We start from the raw sequence: 18748 nt of genomic DNA, 5'->3' as shown, positions 1-18748 counted from the left end.
AATAAATAATCATCCAGCAACGTCATAAAAATTGACGTTAATTATTCTTCAAATTTTTCAAAAAGCTTATATTCTAATATGTCCATTAAATCCATATCGAAGTTAGTCAGTTTGACGCTCGGAGTTATTTTTATTGGCTTTGCAGTTGCTGTCAGTTGGTCGTTAAATCATCTAAATCAATCTTTTGCCTCGGTCGAATTTTTTGGTCAGCAAAAAGACAAAATTTTTACCCAGGTTAGTCAACCCATTTTTAGTTATTTACTGACGAGTGAAGCCACCATATTGGGTGATGTTGAACAAGCACTCAGTCAAATCAAAGCTGAAGTTGAAGGGCGAGCTAATCTATCTGCCTCTTTACAAGCCCCGTTTATAGCGCTTATCAATGAGTTAGAACAAACGACTTTGGTAGAGCTTACCGCTACCGGTAAGCTGACTGACCCACAAACGCTACTGATAAATAATGAAAAACAACTGTCCAGGCATCTGCAAAAGTTATTGTTATATGTTAATCAAGCAAAAAAAGCATCACTGCCAAAGCAGCAACTTTATTTGCAATTAGTCAGTGATTCCCAGACCAAGCTCATCAATCTTGCAGGTGCAAGGCAAAGTTTTTTTACTTCTCACCAGCAAATGTCAGCAGATAATATTAACCGGCCATTACAAGAGCTGATTACTTTATCCGGTGAATTTAAAAAGTTGCCTTTGCTGGGAGTTATGAAACAAGAGTCATCGGGTAATACTGTTTTTAGTCTAGGTAACCAGTCAGAAAAAAAACAGCTTGAAGATATGGCGATTGAACCCATCCGTGAAATCCCGTCCTTGCTGCAACACTATGGTAAGGATATGGAAGTCGCTTTGAAAGTTGCGCAGAATAAAGTGACAGGCCAGGTAACGGTTAATCAGCAAATCAAAACGCTTCAGGAAAAACTGTTAACGCTGGAAGCTGAACTTACTAGTGAATATCAGTTCTACGAACACCTGATGTTCATCATCATGATAGTATTTTTATTATTGATAATTTCAGCCGTATTGATCTGTATTTTCGGTGGAACGCGAATTTTGCGCAGGGTGTCTGATCTGGAATTAATCATGTCAAAAATTGCCCATACCAGTGATTTGTCTCTGCGAGCTGAAGCGTTGCATACGGATGAAATTGGTAGCATGGCGAGGTCTTTTAATTCGATGGTCGAGAAGCTACAAGAGACATCAACCTTAGTCAGGCAAAAGATTAACGATATTCAAACAATGCTTAAAAATATGCCACAAGGTTTACTGAGTTTTGACGATCAAAACAAGGTGAAATCGGAATATTCCGCTTATTTGGAAAAAATATTGGAGACAGATCAGATTGCTGGTGCTGATTTGATAAAACTGATTTTTGAAAACTCTAATATTGGCTCTGATTCCATGTCGCAAATGTCAGCGGTCTCTGGCGCTTGTGTTGGAGAAGACGCCATGAATTTTGAATTTAACCAGCATTTATTGGTTAATGAAATTGAGAAAGTGATGCCGGATGGTTTGACCAAAGTCCTCGATTTAAATTGGGCGCCGGTGATTAACGATAATGATGTCGTGGAGCAAATACTGCTATGCGTGCGTGACGTAACCGAGTTGCGTAAATTGAGCGCAGAAACCGCAGGGCAAAAGCGAGAACTGGATATTATTGGGGAAATTCTTGGTGTTAATCAGGAAAAATTTCACCAGTTTATTACCTCAACGATCACTTATATCGCCGAGATTGAAAATATCATTCGGGATACTCCGAATGGTAGTCTGGATGCAATTAACATCATATTCAGAAATATTCATACGATCAAAGGCAATGCCAGGACATACGGTCTGACCAATTTAAGTAACCATGTTCATAATACAGAGTCAGTTTATGATGAGTTGCGCCAACCTGATTCCAGTATTGCCTGGGATCAGCTTCGATTACTGGATGATCTGGCACAAGTACACCAACTGGTTGAGCATTATGCCAAGATTAATGAAGTTAGTTTGGGTCGAAAAGGACCGGGCCGCAAAGGTAGTATTGAAAAATACGTTATGGTTGATAACAAGCAAATTCAAGAAACCATCAAATTACTGGAAAAAGTCAGTTATTCCAATGTCCACGATTTGATGGTGGCAAAAAACGCGGTACACAGCATGCTAAGGCAACTCGGAACAGAGTCCCTTGATACGGTTTTTTCTGCAATTGTTGAATCGTTGCCGGCGTTGGCAGAAAGCTTGGGGAAACAAGAGCCTAAGGTGTTAATAAATAATGGAACGCTGCTACTGAAAAGTAAAAGTGTTGGCGTGATTAAAGATATTTTTACGCATTTATTCAGAAATTGTGTTGATCATGGCTTGGAAATGCCTGCTGAGCGATTGGCTAATGATAAGCCGATACAAGGATGTATTGATGTGTCCATTGAAGTGGACGGTGAATTACTCAAAATATCTATCAACGATGACGGTTGTGGTCTTGCCCTGAACAAAATTCGTCAAAAGGCTTTGGATAATGGACTGCTACAGGAAAATGAAAGCTTGAGTGATGAACAAATCGCAGCGCTGATTTTTCTGCCCGGATTTACTACGGCTGACAAACTTACCGACATCTCCGGACGGGGTGTTGGCATGGATGCAGTTATTGGTTTTGCCAGAAAAGAGGGTGGACATGTAAAAATCAATTTTCTGGACAATAAGGACGGCTTTGATCAACGAACTTTTGAAACTGTTGTGTATCTTCCCGGTCATTTTGCTGTGAGTGCCAAAGCCCCAATAATGGTGGCCGCATGAGTTATCAATACACATTTAATCGGCAGATTGCGTACCGTATTTTGCTGTTAACGGTCTTTACAGAAGTTAATAAGCCTTTTGTTTACCTCTTGAGTTATTAAAGCCAAACTGACATGCAAATTACAATTTTGGCTTTTATTTTGGGATGTGTATTGGCATCCGGCCTTAGCGTCGCTTTACTTATACGTAGCAATAAAAAAAAACTTGGAGAGTCAATACTGACACACCAGGCTGCAGTTGATATTTTGACGATGAAACTCGTTAAGGCCAAAGAAAAAATAGATAACTATAAAGAAGAGCTGCAATTAAAAGTTACGGATATGGATTATCACGTGGAGCAGTCAACGCGCTTGGAGCAAGAAAAAACTGAATTATCAGCTCAAGTTAACCAGCTCCTGCAAAAGCATGAGTTAGCGCTTGATCTTTTGCAAGAAGAAACCGAAAAGCAATTGAGCCTTAACAAGCAGGAGCTGGAATTAAATCATCAATTGCAACAATCAGTGCTGCTGGAACAAGAACAAATAAAGCTTCTTGAACAAATTAATCAGCTTCAACAAAAACATGATGCTGAGTTGAATTTTTCTGAAGAGAAAAGAAATGCTGAACGACTGGATTTTCTTGAAAAAGCCGGTTGTCTGGCAGATAAAATAAGTCAGGCTACTAAATTTGCGGAAGTCTTTGAGCGTTGGCATACCGACATGAATACGTTGATGACTCAGAATATGGAAATGCATCAGCAAAATGACAAGTTTGCCATGATTGTTCAAACTATCGTGATCTTGTCATTGAACGCAGCTATTGAAGCCGCCAGAGCCGGTGAAAGTGGGCGCGGATTTGCCGTTGTGGCCATTGAAATTCGTAAACTTGCCACTGATTCAGAAGCGCTTTCCAAGAACTATGGCAAGAATCTGTACAAGAACGACTTGATAACTACCGCGACTTTTCAGGATATACAGTCGGGCGGAAAAATGATTACCTCTGCTTTGATTGGCCTTGACGTAACCGGTAAAAACCTGATTAACAGTCTACAGCTGAGATAAACGCATATGATCAGTGAGCAGGCGAAAATTGGGTTTGAACATATTTTCAAAAAAGCAGTGATGGCTAATATTACGGTATCTCCTGATGATATTTGTGAAATAGAAGCCATCAATAACCCGGAAGAAATTAGTGAAGGTGAATTTTCTGTCCTGACAATTTCATCGACCTCTTTTCGGTTATTGACGCTTTTTCATTTTAATAATAATGCGGCCACAAAAAAATATTTTGAAAAAAATTCCTGTCTTGATGCCGAAGCCGAAGATAACGGCGCATTTCTCGATATTTTTCAGGAGTTTTGTAATATTTGTTGTGGCGCCATGAATAGGGAACTAAACCAAACTTATTTTTTTTTGGGGATGTCAACGCCTTATATATTGTTAAGACAGTGTGCAGATTTCGTTTCGGCTCTTGATCCAGGGTATGTCAATTATTACCGGATCACTATTAATCATTCGTTAGTGTTACATGCCACTTTGTGCCTCTGTGATTATAGTGATGTGGATTTTACCGTTGATACCAGTGAAGTTGAAGACAACACGGGTGAGCTGGAATTTTTTTAAAAGCTGATTATTAAGGGATTTAAGTATGAGTGATGTAACACCATTAGTAAGCAAGGTCTTTGTTTTGGAGAATGCTTCAGAGGCTCTTGGACATATTAAGCAATTCTGTGATCAAAACAGGCTTATTGGTCTGAAGGTCATTTATGCCAGTAATATTATGGCCATTTTGAATTCCAATGTTGATTTGGGCGCGATTTTATTGGCTGAAGATTATTGTGATTCACTGGACAACACCATTGATTTGGCACGTCAAATAAATAGGGCAAGACCTGAATTACCGATTGTGCTGCGTAGAACATCGCCAGCCACTTTTGATGAGTTGTCAGAAAAACAACGTAAACTGTTTTGTGCGACGTATACAATTGATGACCTGTCACCACTTAAGAAAGTTATCGATGAATATATCTTTAGTCTTGTTTATCCCAATGCCTTGGTCAGAGGAATTTCGGATATTACAGTAAGCGCGTTGGCAAATCAGTTTAAGCATCTTAAAGCGAGTGCCCAAACCCCTTATATTGTTAGAGATCGGATCATCTTCGGTGAGGTATTTAGTCTTATTCCGTTGGCAAGCAGTTGGTGCAGGGGACATATGATGTTGCAGGCAGAAGAGAGTGCTATTCTCGATATACTAGGGTTTGATGAGTTAACCAACGAGGAAAATCCAGCTAACTTTAGAACAGTCAATAATGTGTTGGGGGAAGTAACTAATCTTGTTTGGGGATCCTTTAAGACACATTTTATTGCTATCGATGATCCAGGCCCAGGTTCGACATCGGAAGTACCCATGGTCATCAATCATCAACATAAATACATTTCATTTGGTTCTGAAAATCCGCATCTTTGTTTTAAATATACCTTAGCGGATGAAAGTAAGGATTACTGTATTTCGATTTATCAATGGTTTGTGTTCAATTTATATTGGTCCCCTGAGGATTTTAAGGAAATTAAAGCATCGGTTGATGATTTTGTTGACTCGGGTGAACTGGAATTATTTTAATAACTGTATTTGGAAAATTATTTTATGGCAAAGATTTTAATCGTTGATGATTCCAGCACTGTCAGAGATGAGGTTGGTGGTTTTTTGACAAAAAATGGCTTGAAGGTTATTACTGCAGTTGATGGCAAAGATGGTCTTAGCAAGTTAAAAGCCAATCCTGGCATCAAACTTGTGTTGAGTGACGTCAATATGCCTAATATGGATGGCTTAACCATGGTTGAGAAAATTCGTAGTGAGCTTGGAAATAGCACTGTCAGTGTGATCATGCTAACGACAGAGAGTAATCCAAATTTAAAAGAACGAGGCAAAGCTGCCGGCGTTAAGGGTTGGATCGTCAAGCCATTTAAGGGCGAGAGTGTCCTTGAGACATTTAAGAAGTTGTCGGCTTAAATTAACCGGATCCAGGACTGGTAAGCGCAATATTTATTAATAGTTAAGACTCTCAGATAAATAACTTCGATGCCAACAGATACCATCCCTTGAAGGGATGTTATCTGTGTCGACTTAGTGAGGTGTATTGGGAGTTTAATTTCTGAAAGTCTAAATATACTAAATTCAATTGTAGATATTTCGATTTGCCGGGTTACATCCTCCGGGGTACAAGCGCTGTCGCTAACCCTGGCTACGCGACTGGTAGAATAGCATCGCTTTTTATCAGTGAGAATTGCTGATCTAAAATTGACCGGTAAGATTTACAGCGCCATTGTGTTAACATTTGCTTATTTGTACAAGCCGGTAATGCTGCATGAGTATCATGCTTGTACTTCGGCGTTGAATTTAACAACGTCATAATTGCCAAGGAACCTCAATGTCCGCTAACCGTCCTGTTGTAATGTCATTTTCCGGTCATGATCCTAGCGGAGGCGCGGGCATTCAGGCTGATATTGAGACGCTGGTGAGTCATCAGTGCCATTCTGCCAGTGTTATCACGGCTTTGACCGAGCAAGATACCCGAAATGTAAAAAAGCTGATTCCGCAAAGTCCCGAAAACATTATCAGTCAGGCCAAGACCTTACTGGATGATTTGCCTGTTAATGTTTTTAAAATCGGTTTAATCGGGCATCATGAAACAGCGATTGCCATCTACGCGATTTTAAAACAATATCCGCATATTCCGGTTGTTTTTGATCCGGTATTGGCGGCCGGTGGTGGTACTGAACTGTCTAATGACCGACTGATTGCCACTATTGTTGATTTACTGTTGCCTTGCACTACCGTGTTAACGCCCAATAGCGAAGAAGCCCGCAGACTGGCAGGATTTGATGACCTGGAAGAATGTGGCTTGGAATTGCTGGAGCAAGGCTGTGAATATGTGCTGATTACCGGAACGCATGAAACGACACCGGCAGTCAGTAATCAATTATTTCATGACAACCGTAGCTGGGAAACCTATACCTGGGACAGATTACCCGCCAGTTATCATGGTTCCGGTTGTACCCTGGCTACCAGTATTGCTGCCTTAATGGCGCATGGCCTGGAACCTGTTCAAGCCGTTATGGAGGCTCAGGAATATACCTGGAATTCGTTAAACAGTGCTTATAAACCAGGACGAGGGCAGTTTATTCCCAACCGGTTTTTCTGGATGGAAGACGATACATGAGATTTCCGGCACGTGGCCTTTATGCCATTACCCAGACTGACAATAAATCTGCCGAGACGATAATTAATGAAGTTATTGCGGCGATTAGCGGCGGTGCAGTGATTGTGCAGTATCGTGATAAAAATCCGCTTGACGCTGATTTTTTAGCGAAAGAATTGGTTAAAGTCTGCCATCAGCACAAGGTTCCTTTGCTTGTTAATGATGATGTTGAGTTGGCTTTCAGGGTGGGCGCTGATGGTGTCCATCTAGGCAAAGAAGACGGTGCAATTGCTCAGGCAAGAAAACGTTTAGGTAACAACGCCATCATTGGTATTTCCTGTTATAACTTTATTGAACAAGCTTTGGAGGCACAAGGGCAGGGGGCAACTTACGTTGCTTTCGGGCGCTTTTTTCCGTCATCCTCGAAGCCACTGGCAGCCCCTGCGCAAATTGAGACGTTGCAACAAGCCAAACTTTTATTGACTATCCCCATTGTCGCCATAGGCGGTATTTTACCGGAAAATGGTGCACAATTACTGACCGCAGGAGCCGATTTGTTAGCCGTTATCGGTGGCTTGTTTGAGCATCAACCCGAACAATCAGCCCGAGCTTATCAGGCTTTGTTTGATTAAATCTAATCCCGGCTAATGATGGATTCCTTAAACCAGGCTTTGGTTATTTGGCTCTCACGGGCATGATCAATTATTGGTGCCGGATAATTACCGGGATGGTGCTTTTTGTCCCATTGATGGATGGTTTTTGGTGATAACGCTTTAAGCTCTGGTATCCAGTGATAAATATAGTGGCATTCAGCGTCAAATTTTTGTTGCTGTAGCCAGGGGTTAAATATTCTGAAATAAGGTTGGGCATCACAGCCGGTTGATGCGGCCCACTGCCAGTTGCCGTTATTGACACAGGGATCATAATCAATTAAATGTTGGGCAAAATAACGCTCACCCCAACGCCAGCTGACGCGTAAATCTTTGACCAAAAAAGAGGCAACTATCATGCGCAGTCGATTGTGCATAAAGCCTGTCGCATTTAATTCACGCATTCCCGCATCGACAATAGGGAAGCCGGTTTTACCTTCGCTCCAGGCTTGAAAATAATCGCGGTTATTATCCCACTGCAGATTGGCAAATTTTTCCAGAAACGGCCGGCCAAAAATTTGTGGAAAATGATAGGCAATATGCGTGAAAAAATCGCGCCAATATAATTGCCTTAACAGAGGATGTTCAGTGCCGAGCTCTTCAGTAATGGCATAATAAATTTCCCGGACCGAACAGGTACCAAATTTTAAATGTGCGGACAGTTTGCTGGTGCCATCCAGCGCAGGAAAATCACGCGTATTTTGATAATCGGCTTGTTTCTTGAGCTGGTCGAGAATAGTAAGGGCCTGATCACGGCCACCCTGAAGGACATCCGGCTTTGATGCTATTAACGGCAAACCCAGCTGATTGACGGTAAATTCAGACGCAGATGTCAAGAAGTGGTTATTGGTTAATGCATGCGGCAAGGGTACGGGGAATTGTCTCGCATTATTATAAAATGCCGTAAAAACTTTATAGGGCGTTTGGTCGTTTTTAATGGCCTGTTCAGGTTCATTAAGTAACGCATCAGTCAGTACATGTAAGCTTATGCCCAATTTTTGACAGACATCCGCCAGTTCATCATCGCGCCGTCGACTAAAAGGCGTGTAATCACGGTTAATAAATACGGCTTGTATGTGCTGCTGATCATACAATTGGCGTAAAACCTGCTCTGGTGCATCATGATAAAGCGCTAATTTGGCACCGACTGTTTGTAATTGCTGTTGAAGATCGTCAATAGACTGCAACATAAATTGCAATGCAGGTTTACTTTGATAAGGATGCGGCTCTATTTGTCTGGGATCAAAAATAAAACAGGGTATCACCTGTTTGGAAAGGCGGAGTGCTTCATTAAGTGCGGTATTGTCATGTACACGCAAATCACGGCGGAAGATAAATAAGGCGTTTGCGTAGAGGGTCATTTACAGTTCTGTAGATAATAGTAAGGTTACTTTATAAACAAGGGAAAAGACTGTCGTTGAATTTAGGGATATAGAAAATACTAATGTGCCGCTTAGGTAATTAAATCTTTTAGAGCGGTAATTGTAAATTATCGGCTGGTATTTTAACTAATACAATCCCGTTTAATCAATCATATGTGCTTTTTGCAATTGTAGACGTAGTGCTTCCACACGTTTACGATTAACTCCAAAGTCACTATGGCCGGTACGTGAAGCCGAGCGGATATGGATAACATTGGTGTCGGTATCAATAATAACGTTAATGTCATCGACAAATTGAAAAATCAGGCTGGTTGCCTCGGCATGAAGCGTATCGGCAGTTTCATGGGTAATAACCATGCGATTCTGGTTGTTAATAGCCTCTTTTAATGCCTGCCAGGCTTTGTCACGGTCATCGCTAATTTTAAAAGGTTCAATAAAATGCTTGGCATCCTGTGCTTGACTGGAAACACAGTTAGGGCTGTCTCTGCAGAGTGGTAATATTTTTTTTGACGCTGAATTTACCGGATTTATTGTGCTGAGTGTCATAAGGATAATATAAAAAAAGATTTTAAATATCATAAAAAAAGTCGCGCATAAAAATTTTTTAAATAAAAAATGTAACACCCAATGTTACATAAATTTTAGAAGAGTCAAATTGTTGCATGATGTTTTTAAATTTGGTTTATATGAGTTCCCATATAAATAAATTCGATGTTAAAAGATACCATTCTTTCAAGGGATTACGGGTTATTATTCATAAAGTTACAGTGACGTAAGCGGGAAGTTTAATTTTTGAGAGTTTATAGCTGTTTTAAATAATTTCACCAGATATCAGCGTTAAGGTGCTGATTTATAGCTTTAAATTTATATATACAGGATTCGCTAAGCACCATTAAAATCCTGTTAAAAAATACTGTTTTTTTTATATATGACCACTTTTAGGAAACACACTCTTTCCATAAAATAAATAATTTTGCTATTTCTGAATTTAACTTTATATTGGCTGAGTGTTAAATCCTATTACGCACTATTACGCAGGAAGGTCATATGAAATCAAATTATATCTCAGTAAAACGTTCTTTTTTGGTGTTATCCATTGCGGTTTTTGCAACGCTATTTATTAGTCCGGTCGCCTCTGCAAGTGATTACGAAACCCAGTGTTTTAATGATGTTCAAGGCAAGATACCTTGGTCTGATGAAAAAATTAATTGGGAACCGGAAAATGTAAAACAACTTTGTAAAGGTACCACTAAACCATCCGAGCCCGGCCAATGCTTTCTGAGTGTCAAATCAGGTCAAGTAGAATGGGGTAAAGGCAATAAAGTATGGGAGTGGAAAAATATCATTAATCTTTGTGCCGGAACGAATAACGCCAAAGAAAGAGTCGATTGTTTTACTAAAGGTGTCAATGCTGGTGCCGACTGGAGAGACGTTATCTTGTCGTGCCAACGTAGTGAAAATATCCAGTCAAAAAAGAATGAGTTAATGAATTAATTAGAGATCATGCTTTTTGTCGACAGTTTTATGGCTCGGGCATAATATTTATGCCCGACTTATAATAATAATTAAACATAGCCAAGCTATCCTTTTTCAAGGCGGTAGCCAAAATAGATTTAAGGTGTGGAAATTAAATAAAATGAATGTTTTGACGCAGTATTTTTACTCGTGTTTACCAAGTTCATAGTATAAAATTACCATTCCTAAAGTGGCAATAGTAATAATGTTAGTGCCATTGGGAGTATCAGCAAAAAATAATAATTTAAGTTGAGTCATATTCTCAACCGGGAAGGGTATTGCAGTGCAAATTAAATTTTCATTTGATTCATCCAAGCCGATTGCTGGTGAAGCAAGTATTGAGATCGATAAACCGATCAATGATGTCTTTGCTTACATAGGAGAACATTTCTATGATAATTATCCTAAATGGGCATTAGAGGTTGTTGAATTGGAACCATTGGACGGTAACAAGGTTTTTGTCGGTGCCAAAGCAAAGCAGGTTCGTGAAGATAATGGCTCAAAAGTTGAATCGGTTTTTGAAATCACCGATTATCAGCCGGCCATGAAGCTCATTTTTAAAGGCTTGACTGAACCATATACTCATAGTTATCTATTGGAAAGTAGCCAGGAAAAACAATGTACGCGGTTGACTTTTCGTTTTGAATTAGCAGAAATCGACGTCTTTATGCGGCCATTTCAAAAATTGATTCGTTCCGCCATTGAAGATGGCGCAGAAAACACCGTTGAAAACATTAAAAAATTACTCATCACTGATCGCAACCAAAATTTGACTGCGTCATAATATTACAAGAATTGGAGTTTAAATATGTCTTTTATTGTTGAAAAAGATAGCGGTCTTATTCCGCAAGTGCTTTCCGCTATTTTAGATGAGTGTATTAATGGCGTAACGTTAGCCGATCCGGATTTAGACGACGCTCCAATTATTTACGCCAATAAAGCCTTTGAACGTTTAACGGGTTATACCCAGGAAGAGATCATTGGTCATAATTGTCGTTTTCTTCAGGGTGAGGATAGGGATCAAGCCGGACGTTATCAAATTATTGAGGCAATGAAAATTCATGAGCCTGTTGAAGTAACATTGCGTAATTATAAAAAAGATGGAACCTTGTTTTTCAATCGCTTGAAAATAACTCCCTTGTTTGATAAAAAACATCGGGTTATTTATTATCTGGGCGTTCAGTACGACATAACCAAACAGGTTGACGCAAGCAATGAAATCAAAGAGCTGAATGATTTATTAGCCGCCATAACGAATAAATAATCACGTTTTTTTAAATAAAGCCAAATAAAATATAAAGGTAAGTTTATGAATGCAACTGATAGTAACGGAGGCATGTTTTTTAATGAAGCTTTATTTGGTCTTGCCATGTTGGCTTTTATTTTATTGGTGATTATTGAGAAGCGGATTCCTTACCGAGAATTTCCTAAGAAAATTTTTAAAGAATCGTTTGCGACCAATACCACTACATTTTTGGTTAATAATGTTATTTTGACCGTATTAAGGGCTTCATCACTGTTTATTGTCGCGCAGCAATTTGCATCGTACGGGATATTTGGTGGTTTGCCTGATGGTCCATTAAAATGGCTGCTGGCATTCGCTTTTTTTGATTTGGCCATTTATCTTTGGCACGTTGCCAGTCACACTTATCCGACTCTGTGGCGATTTCATAAGGTACATCATAGCGACAAAGGCTTTAATGTTTCTACCGGTTTTCGATTTCACGTTTTTGATTTACTGCTGGAAATTATTTATAAGTGTGTATTTGTTGTCATTATTGGCGTCAATGCGTATTTGATACTTTCTATTGAGATTGTTGAGTTATTTTTTATCATGTTTCATCATGCCAATATTCGTGTTCCCAAAGAAGAGCTTATTTCGCAAGTATTTATTACGCCATCGCTGCACCGAACACATCATTCAACCTTGCGTAGTGAGCACGACAGTAATTACGGCATTGTTTTTTCACTCTGGGATCGTATTTTTGGAACTCGAAAAGAACTGGTTCCTGAGCATATAGGTCTTGATTTAATTGAAGCTGATAACTTTATCCAACTGTTTTCGCTGGCATTTATTACTGAAATTAAAATTAAAAAATTATGGAACCGGATTCCCAGAGGGAAAAAATAATGGTTAACTGTTCTGGTTTGTTGGTGTAGCCATGCAAAATAAGTTCCATTCTGCTTAACTTATGGTGTGCTGCCCACGCCTGCTAAATGCAATATTATTAAGTCGAGAACCATAGAGAGAGAAAAACTCTCCTGAACAACGGTATTAATTGACTGTTAGGTAAATTTAACAATGATAATTAAAACAGAAAAAGCTATTCCCGCTAGTGAGATTACCGATCCTTTGGTTTTTAACAAGCGACGTCAGATAATTAAAGCAATGTTGGCGACTATGTTGACCGGTTCGGGTATTGTTCCGGCGCTGGCTAATAACAATAAACCGGTCTGGGGGGATTTGCCAAAAAGTAATTTATCTAACGATTCTTTACTACTTACGCCGGCTGAAATTATTAAAAATCATACCAATTATTATGAGTTCTCCTTTAATAAAACCGATGCAACAACGTTAGCGCAAAGTCTGCCTGTTGATCCTTGGTCAGTAGAGATCAGTGGCGAAGTAGAAAAGCCGGGTAGTTATTATTTGGAAGATATTCTACGTCAGCAGACGCTTCAGGAGCATATCTATCGTTTTCGTTGTGTGGAAGCGTGGTCAATGGTTGTTCCCTGGGTTGGTTTTTCGCTGGGTAGTTTATTAAAAATGGTTAAACCTTTATCAACAGCCAATTTTGTAAAATTTACTACGGTTTATCAACCAAAAATAATGCCTAGTCAAGCTAATAATACCATGCTGGAATGGCCTTATGTTGAAGCACTACGTATGGATGAAGCCATGCACCCTTTAACGATATTGGCTGTTGGGATGTACGGCGATACTCTGCCAAAGCAAAATGGTGCGCCATTGCGTTTGGTTGTGCCTTGGAAATACGGTTTTAAAAGCATTAAAGCGATTGTAAAAATTGAGTTGTTAAAAAGACCGCCCACGACAACCTGGAATAAATTCGCACCTAACGACTATGGTTTTTACGCGAATGTAAATCCGGAAGTTGCCCATCCACGCTGGAGTCAAAACAGTGAGCGCCAATTAGGCAGCAGTTTTTTTACCCCACGTCGACAAACTGAATTATTTAATGGTTATGGTGAGCAAGTCGCATCATTGTATAGTGATATGGACTTACGGCACTTTTTCTGATGGTTTTTCAATACAACAAGTTGCAGTCCTTAACTATAATCGCTTGTTTACTGCCCTTGCTATTGTTGTTGGTTGATATTGCTTTCAATAATTTAGGCGCAAATCCCATTCAAGCATTGCATATGCGTTTGGGAGATTGGTCGTTACGTTTCTTATGGCTGACATTGGCTATTACGCCTATCCAATCAGTTACAAAATGGCGTGGTATGACCGATTATCGGCAAATATTAGGGCTGTATGTTTTCTTTTATGCAACCTTGCATGTACTGGTCTACTTGCTGGTAGATCATGCTTTGGTGTGGCATATTATTGGCATTGATATTATTGAAAGCTCTTACATCTGGCTGGGAATTCTGGCTTATTGTATTATTTTTCTACTTGCGCTGACATCGCCCAAATGGGCTAAAAAGCGCATGGGTAAAACCTGGAAAAAACTCCATCGCTTGATTTATATTGCAGCGGGTGCCGCTATCCTCCATTATTACTGGCAGCTTAAAGGTAATCTTGCAGAGCCACTGTTCTATTTAATCATCATTATATTATTACTGAGCTTTCGTGTTGCCGTCTGGTTTAAAAACCGTAAATTTAATAAAATGATGATCCCGACCGGCCAAAAGGTGCAGGTGATGGTGGCAAAACAAGTGGTAATGTCCGAAACAATCCGTGAACCACAAGTAACCATATTAAAAAGCGATATGAAGCGCTGATTCCAAGATGATATCCAAGAATTAATAGTCCCAAAGTGGCGCAGGATATTTATTTATAACGACTGCAGGGACAGATATTTGCTCCTGTAAACTCTGCATTCACCATATCCCTGTGGATTATGCAGGAGTTATATAGCCATGGATGGTAGAAGGTAGAGTCGCGTATGGAACAGCGATCGAGAGCACCAACAGTAGGCTTCTTAAGAAACGCAGGGAGCAGTTGCCAAGGCACGAAGTTTTCAATGCATTGAATAAAGAGCATTATTTTTCTTCTTGTTCTTCGTGCCTTCGTGGTGAATAATGTTTTTAACCCGTTTTTTATAATACTTTCACAATCTCGTAAGCTTAAATCCCCCCTCTCTTAAATAACCATGATAAAAAAAATTCCTATCGGTATTAGCAGTTGTCTACTGGGTGAACAAGTGCGCTTTGATGGTAGTCATAAACGTGATGCCTACATTGTTGGTACGCTCAGTAAATATTTTGATTTTCATCCCTATTGTCCGGAAGTCGCTATTGGCTTGGGTGTCCCTCGCCCTACCATTCATTTGGTAAAAATCGATAACACCATACGCTGTGTGGGGATTAAAAATCCGGAACTGGATTTAACCGCCCGTTTAAGTGATTATGCCGGGCAGCAAAAAAAGTCTCATGCCGATTTATGCGGTTATATTTTAAAAAAGGATTCACCCAGTTGCGGTATGGAGCGCGTTAAAGTTTATGTAGGTAATCAGCCGCACAGAGAAGGTTTTGGTATTTACGCTCAGGAGATGATGCGCAATAATCCGCTTTTGCCGGTAGAAGAAGAGGGGCGATTAGGCGATCCGGGATTGCGTGAGAATTTTATTCAGCGTGTTTATGTGCTTTATCGCTGGAAACAATTACTAGCCGAAGATCTTACCCCGCAAAAATTGACGCATTTTCATGCCCGTCATAAATTGATTATTATGAGTCATGCCGATTACCGCGAAATGGGGCAATTATTAGCGAGTTTAACAAAGGACAATTTGTTACCGATTGCTGAGCGTTATATTTTCATGTTAATGAATATACTTAAAATAGTTGTTAACCGCAGTAACCACGTTAATGTGTTGCAACATATTCAGGGCTACTTAAAAAAGGAGTTAAGCATTGATGATAAGGCGGAGTTGTGCGAAATTATCGAGCGTTATCGAAATGGAGAAATACCGCTGATTGTACCGTTGACAGTGCTTAAGCATCATTTTCGTAAATCCCCTGATATTTATATTGATGAATCTTATTATATGTCGCCTTATCCACAGGAATTACAGCTTATTAATCAGTTGTAATCGACGTAAAAATCAGTCGATTATAAGGCTGATTGATGACTTTTTTGTTAAAAAAACTTCTATAACTTATGGCAAAAATCTTAATTATTGGTTGCGGCTCTATCGGTATGCAACTGGCACAAGACCTTTCGGCTAAAGGCCACCAGGTAACCGGACTAAAACGAAATCCGCCGACTACCGCTACCGGTTACGTTAATTATTTTACTGCGGATATATCGTCAGCTGACGACATTAAAGACTTGCCCGCAGATTTTGAGGTGGTGTATTTTATTGTTTCGCCGGATGGTCGAAATAAAGAAAGTTATCAGGCTGTTTATGAGTCGGGATTGAATAATCTACTAGATAGATTTTCCAGGGAAGGCGCTAATCCTCAATGGATTTTTGTTTCATCAACCGGCGTTTATGGGCAATCGCAAGGTGAATGGGTCGATGAGAATTCTGTGGCGCAACCGGAAAACATTACCAGCCAACTCATCAGACAGGCAGAACAAAAACTGATGGATACCGATATCAATAATATCGTGGTTCGTTTTTCCGGAATTTATGGGCCAGGTCGCGAGTATCTGTTAAAAACGGCCGCGCAAGTACCCGCCATACAAAAAAATCCATCTTATTTTACTAACCGTATTAATCAGTTGGATTGTGTTGGTGTATTGGTATTTTTACTGGAATGTCGTCTGGCGGGTAAGGCTTTAGAGCAATGCTATATAGCCAGTGATGATGATCCTGCATCAATGTGGGATGTTATGGTCTGGCTTACCGAACATATGGACTGCCCATCGCCTACGGTTAAAAGTACCGGTAATGACAGCGTTATGAATAAACGTTGTAATAATCAACGCTTAAAAGCCTTGGGGTATAAATTTCACTATCCCGACTTTAAAGCCGGTTATATTGAGTTGATAAAATGAATTATTTGCCAGTGATATTACTGATTTTATTGGCAATATTTGGCATTAGTATTGAAATAAGTCCTGCGGCACAAGCCTGGCAGTTATTTACCGGGTTTCACCTCGCCGGTTTGTCGGCAATGGTTTGGATGTCTTTATGGGGACTAAAAAAGTTGCCGACAAAAGATAAACGTTATGGCTTTATAATTTTACAGTTACTGGCATTTCGCATCGCCTATTTCCCGATTGTAGTTTTTTCAGCAACGGTGGCTTGTTACTCGGAGTTATTGCTGCAACAATTTTTTGGAAACTGGCCGATAACGATATTTCCGGTTTTCTTTGTCAGTGCCGCTTTGTTGTTTGCAATGATTGGTTGGATTTTATTTTTGGCGCTTAACGGTAAAATCGTGCTTTATGGGCTACTGATTGTTTTGGGTATGCCGGCTCTGTTGATTTCATTTGCCGACACCAAAGACCTGACCTTTTTACCGGATAATAATTGGTTGGATATAAAGCCTTTGCCGCCGGTCAGTCTTCCGCAGGCAAACCCCTATTTATCAGGACTTACATCAAAAAACGGCAGTGCCGGACAAAAAATGATTAGTTTGGCTGGTAGCGTACTTTATGACTTTATCCCTAAAGCACCGTGGTCTCAAATGGTTCAGGGAATACTTGAGCAGGAGTTTAGAAACCATCCTGATGGCAATTCACACGATCAGTTAACTGACCATTACGCTGCTTTTTTGGCAGCTCATCAGGCAATCAAATCAAGATAATAGAAGTTATATTGAGAACAGCATCTTATTCACCACGAAGACACGAAGAACACGAAGAAAGAAAAAATTTTGTGTTTTTCGTATCTTTGTTGTGAGCAGCTTTTAAAATTAAGCTTCCGTTTGTTGCAGACTGGCCAAATCAATAACAAAGCGATACTTTACATCACTTTTTACCATGCGATCAAAGGCTTCGTTAACTTGCTGAATAGGGATGATTTCGATATCCGAAGTAATTGCATTTTCAGCACAGAAGTCAAGCATTTCCTGGGTTTCTTTCAAGCCGCCAATTAGCGAGCCGGCAATGGTACGACGCTTAAAAATCAGGTTGCCGATAGAAGGTGAGGGATGTGGCTGATCAGGCAAACCGACCAGACATAATGTACCATCACGTTTTAGTAAGGCCGTGAAAGCATCCAGATTATGCGGTGCAGCGACGGTATTCAGGATAAAATCAAAGCTGGCAAGATGCTTTTCCATTTCTTCCGGATTTTTGGAGATCACTACTTCATCAGCGCCGAGTCGTTTGGCATCTTCAGTTTTACCGGGTGACGTGGTAAAAAGTACAACATGAGCGCCAAAGGCATGGGCAAATTTTATTGCCATGTGGCCTAGTCCACCCAAACCAACGATACCAACTTTATCGCCTTTACCGACATTCCAATGTCTTAATGGCGAATAAGTGGTAATTCCCGCGCATAACAAAGGGGCTACTGCTGCCAGATCCAGTTTGTCTGAAACATGCAGTACAAAATCCTGGTCAACGACGATTTGTTTGGAATAGCCACCGTAGTTAGTGCCACCGCTATGCTTGTCGGGGCTGTTATATGTAAACACTGCACTATTACAAAATTGTTCCTGATGATCGTTACAATCCGGACACACCTTACAAGAGTCAACCAGACAACCGACACCAACGCTATCGCCAATTTTAAACGCGGTTACTGCGTTACCTATGCGGGTAACTTTACCCACAATTTCATGACCGGGCACCATAGGAAATGCAGCGTTGCCCCACTCGTTGCGTACCTGATGAACATCGGAATGACAAACCCCGCAAAAAAGGATCTCAATTTGTATATCGGTCGGTAAAGGCTCGCGTCGTTCGAAGCTGAATGGTTCCAATGGTGACTTGTTATCATGGGCAGCATAACCAATAGTTTTTTGCATAAAGCGCTCCGGATAGTGATAAAAAACAAAAATCGTATTTAAGTATTTAATTAAATACAGATTTTATTTATGGTAATCCAATATTGCATAAAATAACAACTTTGCAACTTTTTAAATTAAAATTTCTGGCAGTT

The 18748-nt window shown here is 40.0% G+C and carries 19 protein-coding genes; 16 read left to right on the top strand and 3 right to left on the bottom strand.

From position 1 onward, the window contains the following. The first annotated feature begins 78 nt into the window (after nucleotides 1–78). The 7 genes from N7974_RS10805 (at nucleotide 79) to thiE (ending at nucleotide 7590) form a co-directional block, all read left to right on the top strand. A complete protein-coding gene (locus N7974_RS10805; protein WP_262965626.1) occupies nucleotides 79–2781 on the top strand; it encodes a HAMP domain-containing protein in 2703 nt (900 codons plus the stop codon). A 113-nt stretch (nucleotides 2782–2894) separates the two neighbouring features. Beyond that, complete coding sequence (locus tag N7974_RS20670) at nucleotides 2895–3821, top strand: methyl-accepting chemotaxis protein (protein ID WP_317451598.1); 927 nt, start codon at nucleotides 2895–2897, stop codon at nucleotides 3819–3821. A gap of 60 nt (nucleotides 3822–3881) precedes the next feature. Then, nucleotides 3882–4382 carry a hypothetical protein gene (locus N7974_RS10795; protein WP_262965625.1) on the top strand — a complete coding sequence of 167 codons (501 nt, stop codon included), beginning with the start codon at nucleotides 3882–3884 and terminating at the stop codon, nucleotides 4380–4382. Between the two features lie 25 nt (nucleotides 4383–4407). Continuing rightward, the gene (locus tag N7974_RS10790; RefSeq protein ID WP_262965624.1) at nucleotides 4408–5379 is read left to right on the top strand and encodes a chemotaxis protein CheX; all 972 of its coding nucleotides are present in this window, start codon (nucleotides 4408–4410) and stop codon (nucleotides 5377–5379) included. A gap of 24 nt (nucleotides 5380–5403) precedes the next feature. Beyond that, nucleotides 5404–5769, top strand: a complete 366-nt coding sequence (locus tag N7974_RS10785) for a response regulator (RefSeq protein ID WP_262965623.1) — start codon at nucleotides 5404–5406, stop codon at nucleotides 5767–5769. A 418-nt stretch (nucleotides 5770–6187) separates the two neighbouring features. Continuing rightward, nucleotides 6188–6979 (top strand): bifunctional hydroxymethylpyrimidine kinase/phosphomethylpyrimidine kinase, encoded by a 792-nt coding sequence (thiD, locus tag N7974_RS10780; RefSeq protein WP_262965622.1) that lies wholly within the window; start codon nucleotides 6188–6190, stop codon nucleotides 6977–6979. Next, on the top strand, nucleotides 6976–7590 hold the full coding sequence (gene thiE / locus N7974_RS10775) for a thiamine phosphate synthase (protein ID WP_262965621.1): 615 nt from the start codon (nucleotides 6976–6978) through the stop codon (nucleotides 7588–7590). The genes thiD and thiE overlap by 4 nt, the downstream gene beginning before the upstream one ends. Nucleotides 7591–7592: 2 nt before the next feature. Here the strand turns inward: thiE and N7974_RS10770 are convergent, their stop codons facing one another. Then, a complete protein-coding gene (locus tag N7974_RS10770; protein ID WP_262965620.1) occupies nucleotides 7593–8969 on the bottom strand; it encodes a cryptochrome/photolyase family protein in 1377 nt (458 codons plus the stop codon). A 162-nt stretch (nucleotides 8970–9131) separates the two neighbouring features. Further along, nucleotides 9132–9536, bottom strand: a complete 405-nt coding sequence (locus N7974_RS10765; RefSeq protein WP_262965619.1) for a DUF1499 domain-containing protein — start codon at nucleotides 9534–9536, stop codon at nucleotides 9132–9134. Between the two features lie 501 nt (nucleotides 9537–10037). Here N7974_RS10765 and N7974_RS10760 point away from each other — a divergent pair. From N7974_RS10760 to N7974_RS10720, 9 genes are all read left to right on the top strand, one after another. Beyond that, complete coding sequence (locus N7974_RS10760) at nucleotides 10038–10484, top strand: hypothetical protein (RefSeq protein WP_262965618.1); 447 nt, start codon at nucleotides 10038–10040, stop codon at nucleotides 10482–10484. 304 nt (nucleotides 10485–10788) lie between these two features. Continuing rightward, on the top strand, nucleotides 10789–11289 hold the full coding sequence (locus N7974_RS10755; RefSeq protein ID WP_262965617.1) for an SRPBCC family protein: 501 nt from the start codon (nucleotides 10789–10791) through the stop codon (nucleotides 11287–11289). Between the two features lie 24 nt (nucleotides 11290–11313). Beyond that, the gene (locus N7974_RS10750; protein ID WP_262965616.1) at nucleotides 11314–11769 is read left to right on the top strand and encodes a PAS domain-containing protein; all 456 of its coding nucleotides are present in this window, start codon (nucleotides 11314–11316) and stop codon (nucleotides 11767–11769) included. Between the two features lie 45 nt (nucleotides 11770–11814). Then, nucleotides 11815–12636: a sterol desaturase family protein gene (locus tag N7974_RS10745; RefSeq protein WP_262965615.1), complete on the top strand. Its 822-nt coding sequence runs from the start codon at nucleotides 11815–11817 to the stop codon at nucleotides 12634–12636. A gap of 171 nt (nucleotides 12637–12807) precedes the next feature. After that, entirely contained in the window at nucleotides 12808–13764 is a 957-nt protein-coding gene (msrP, locus tag N7974_RS10740) for a protein-methionine-sulfoxide reductase catalytic subunit MsrP (RefSeq protein WP_262965614.1), read from the top strand. Further along, nucleotides 13764–14471 (top strand): protein-methionine-sulfoxide reductase heme-binding subunit MsrQ, encoded by a 708-nt coding sequence (locus N7974_RS10735; RefSeq protein ID WP_262965613.1) that lies wholly within the window; start codon nucleotides 13764–13766, stop codon nucleotides 14469–14471. Before msrP ends, N7974_RS10735 begins: the two co-directional genes overlap by 1 nt. A 374-nt stretch (nucleotides 14472–14845) precedes the next feature. Further along, the gene (locus N7974_RS10730; protein WP_262965655.1) at nucleotides 14846–15781 is read left to right on the top strand and encodes a YbgA family protein; all 936 of its coding nucleotides are present in this window, start codon (nucleotides 14846–14848) and stop codon (nucleotides 15779–15781) included. 68 nt (nucleotides 15782–15849) lie between these two features. Beyond that, nucleotides 15850–16692: an SDR family oxidoreductase gene (locus N7974_RS10725; RefSeq protein WP_262965612.1), complete on the top strand. Its 843-nt coding sequence runs from the start codon at nucleotides 15850–15852 to the stop codon at nucleotides 16690–16692. Continuing rightward, nucleotides 16689–17447, top strand: a complete 759-nt coding sequence (locus N7974_RS10720; protein ID WP_262965611.1) for a hypothetical protein — start codon at nucleotides 16689–16691, stop codon at nucleotides 17445–17447. The genes N7974_RS10725 and N7974_RS10720 overlap by 4 nt, the downstream gene beginning before the upstream one ends. Before the next feature lie 108 nt (nucleotides 17448–17555). Here the strand turns inward: N7974_RS10720 and N7974_RS10715 are convergent, their stop codons facing one another. Then, nucleotides 17556–18614, bottom strand: a complete 1059-nt coding sequence (locus N7974_RS10715; protein WP_262965610.1) for an NAD(P)-dependent alcohol dehydrogenase — start codon at nucleotides 18612–18614, stop codon at nucleotides 17556–17558. Nucleotides 18615–18748 lie beyond the last annotated feature (134 nt).

Origin of the sequence: Methylobacter psychrophilus (genome assembly GCF_025583945.1) — a bacterium.
GTDB lineage: Bacteria > Pseudomonadota > Gammaproteobacteria > Methylococcales > Methylomonadaceae > Methylobacter_C > Methylobacter_C psychrophilus.
Note: the sequence above shows the minus strand (reverse complement) of the source record. Positions and strands in the feature narration are given on the sequence as shown.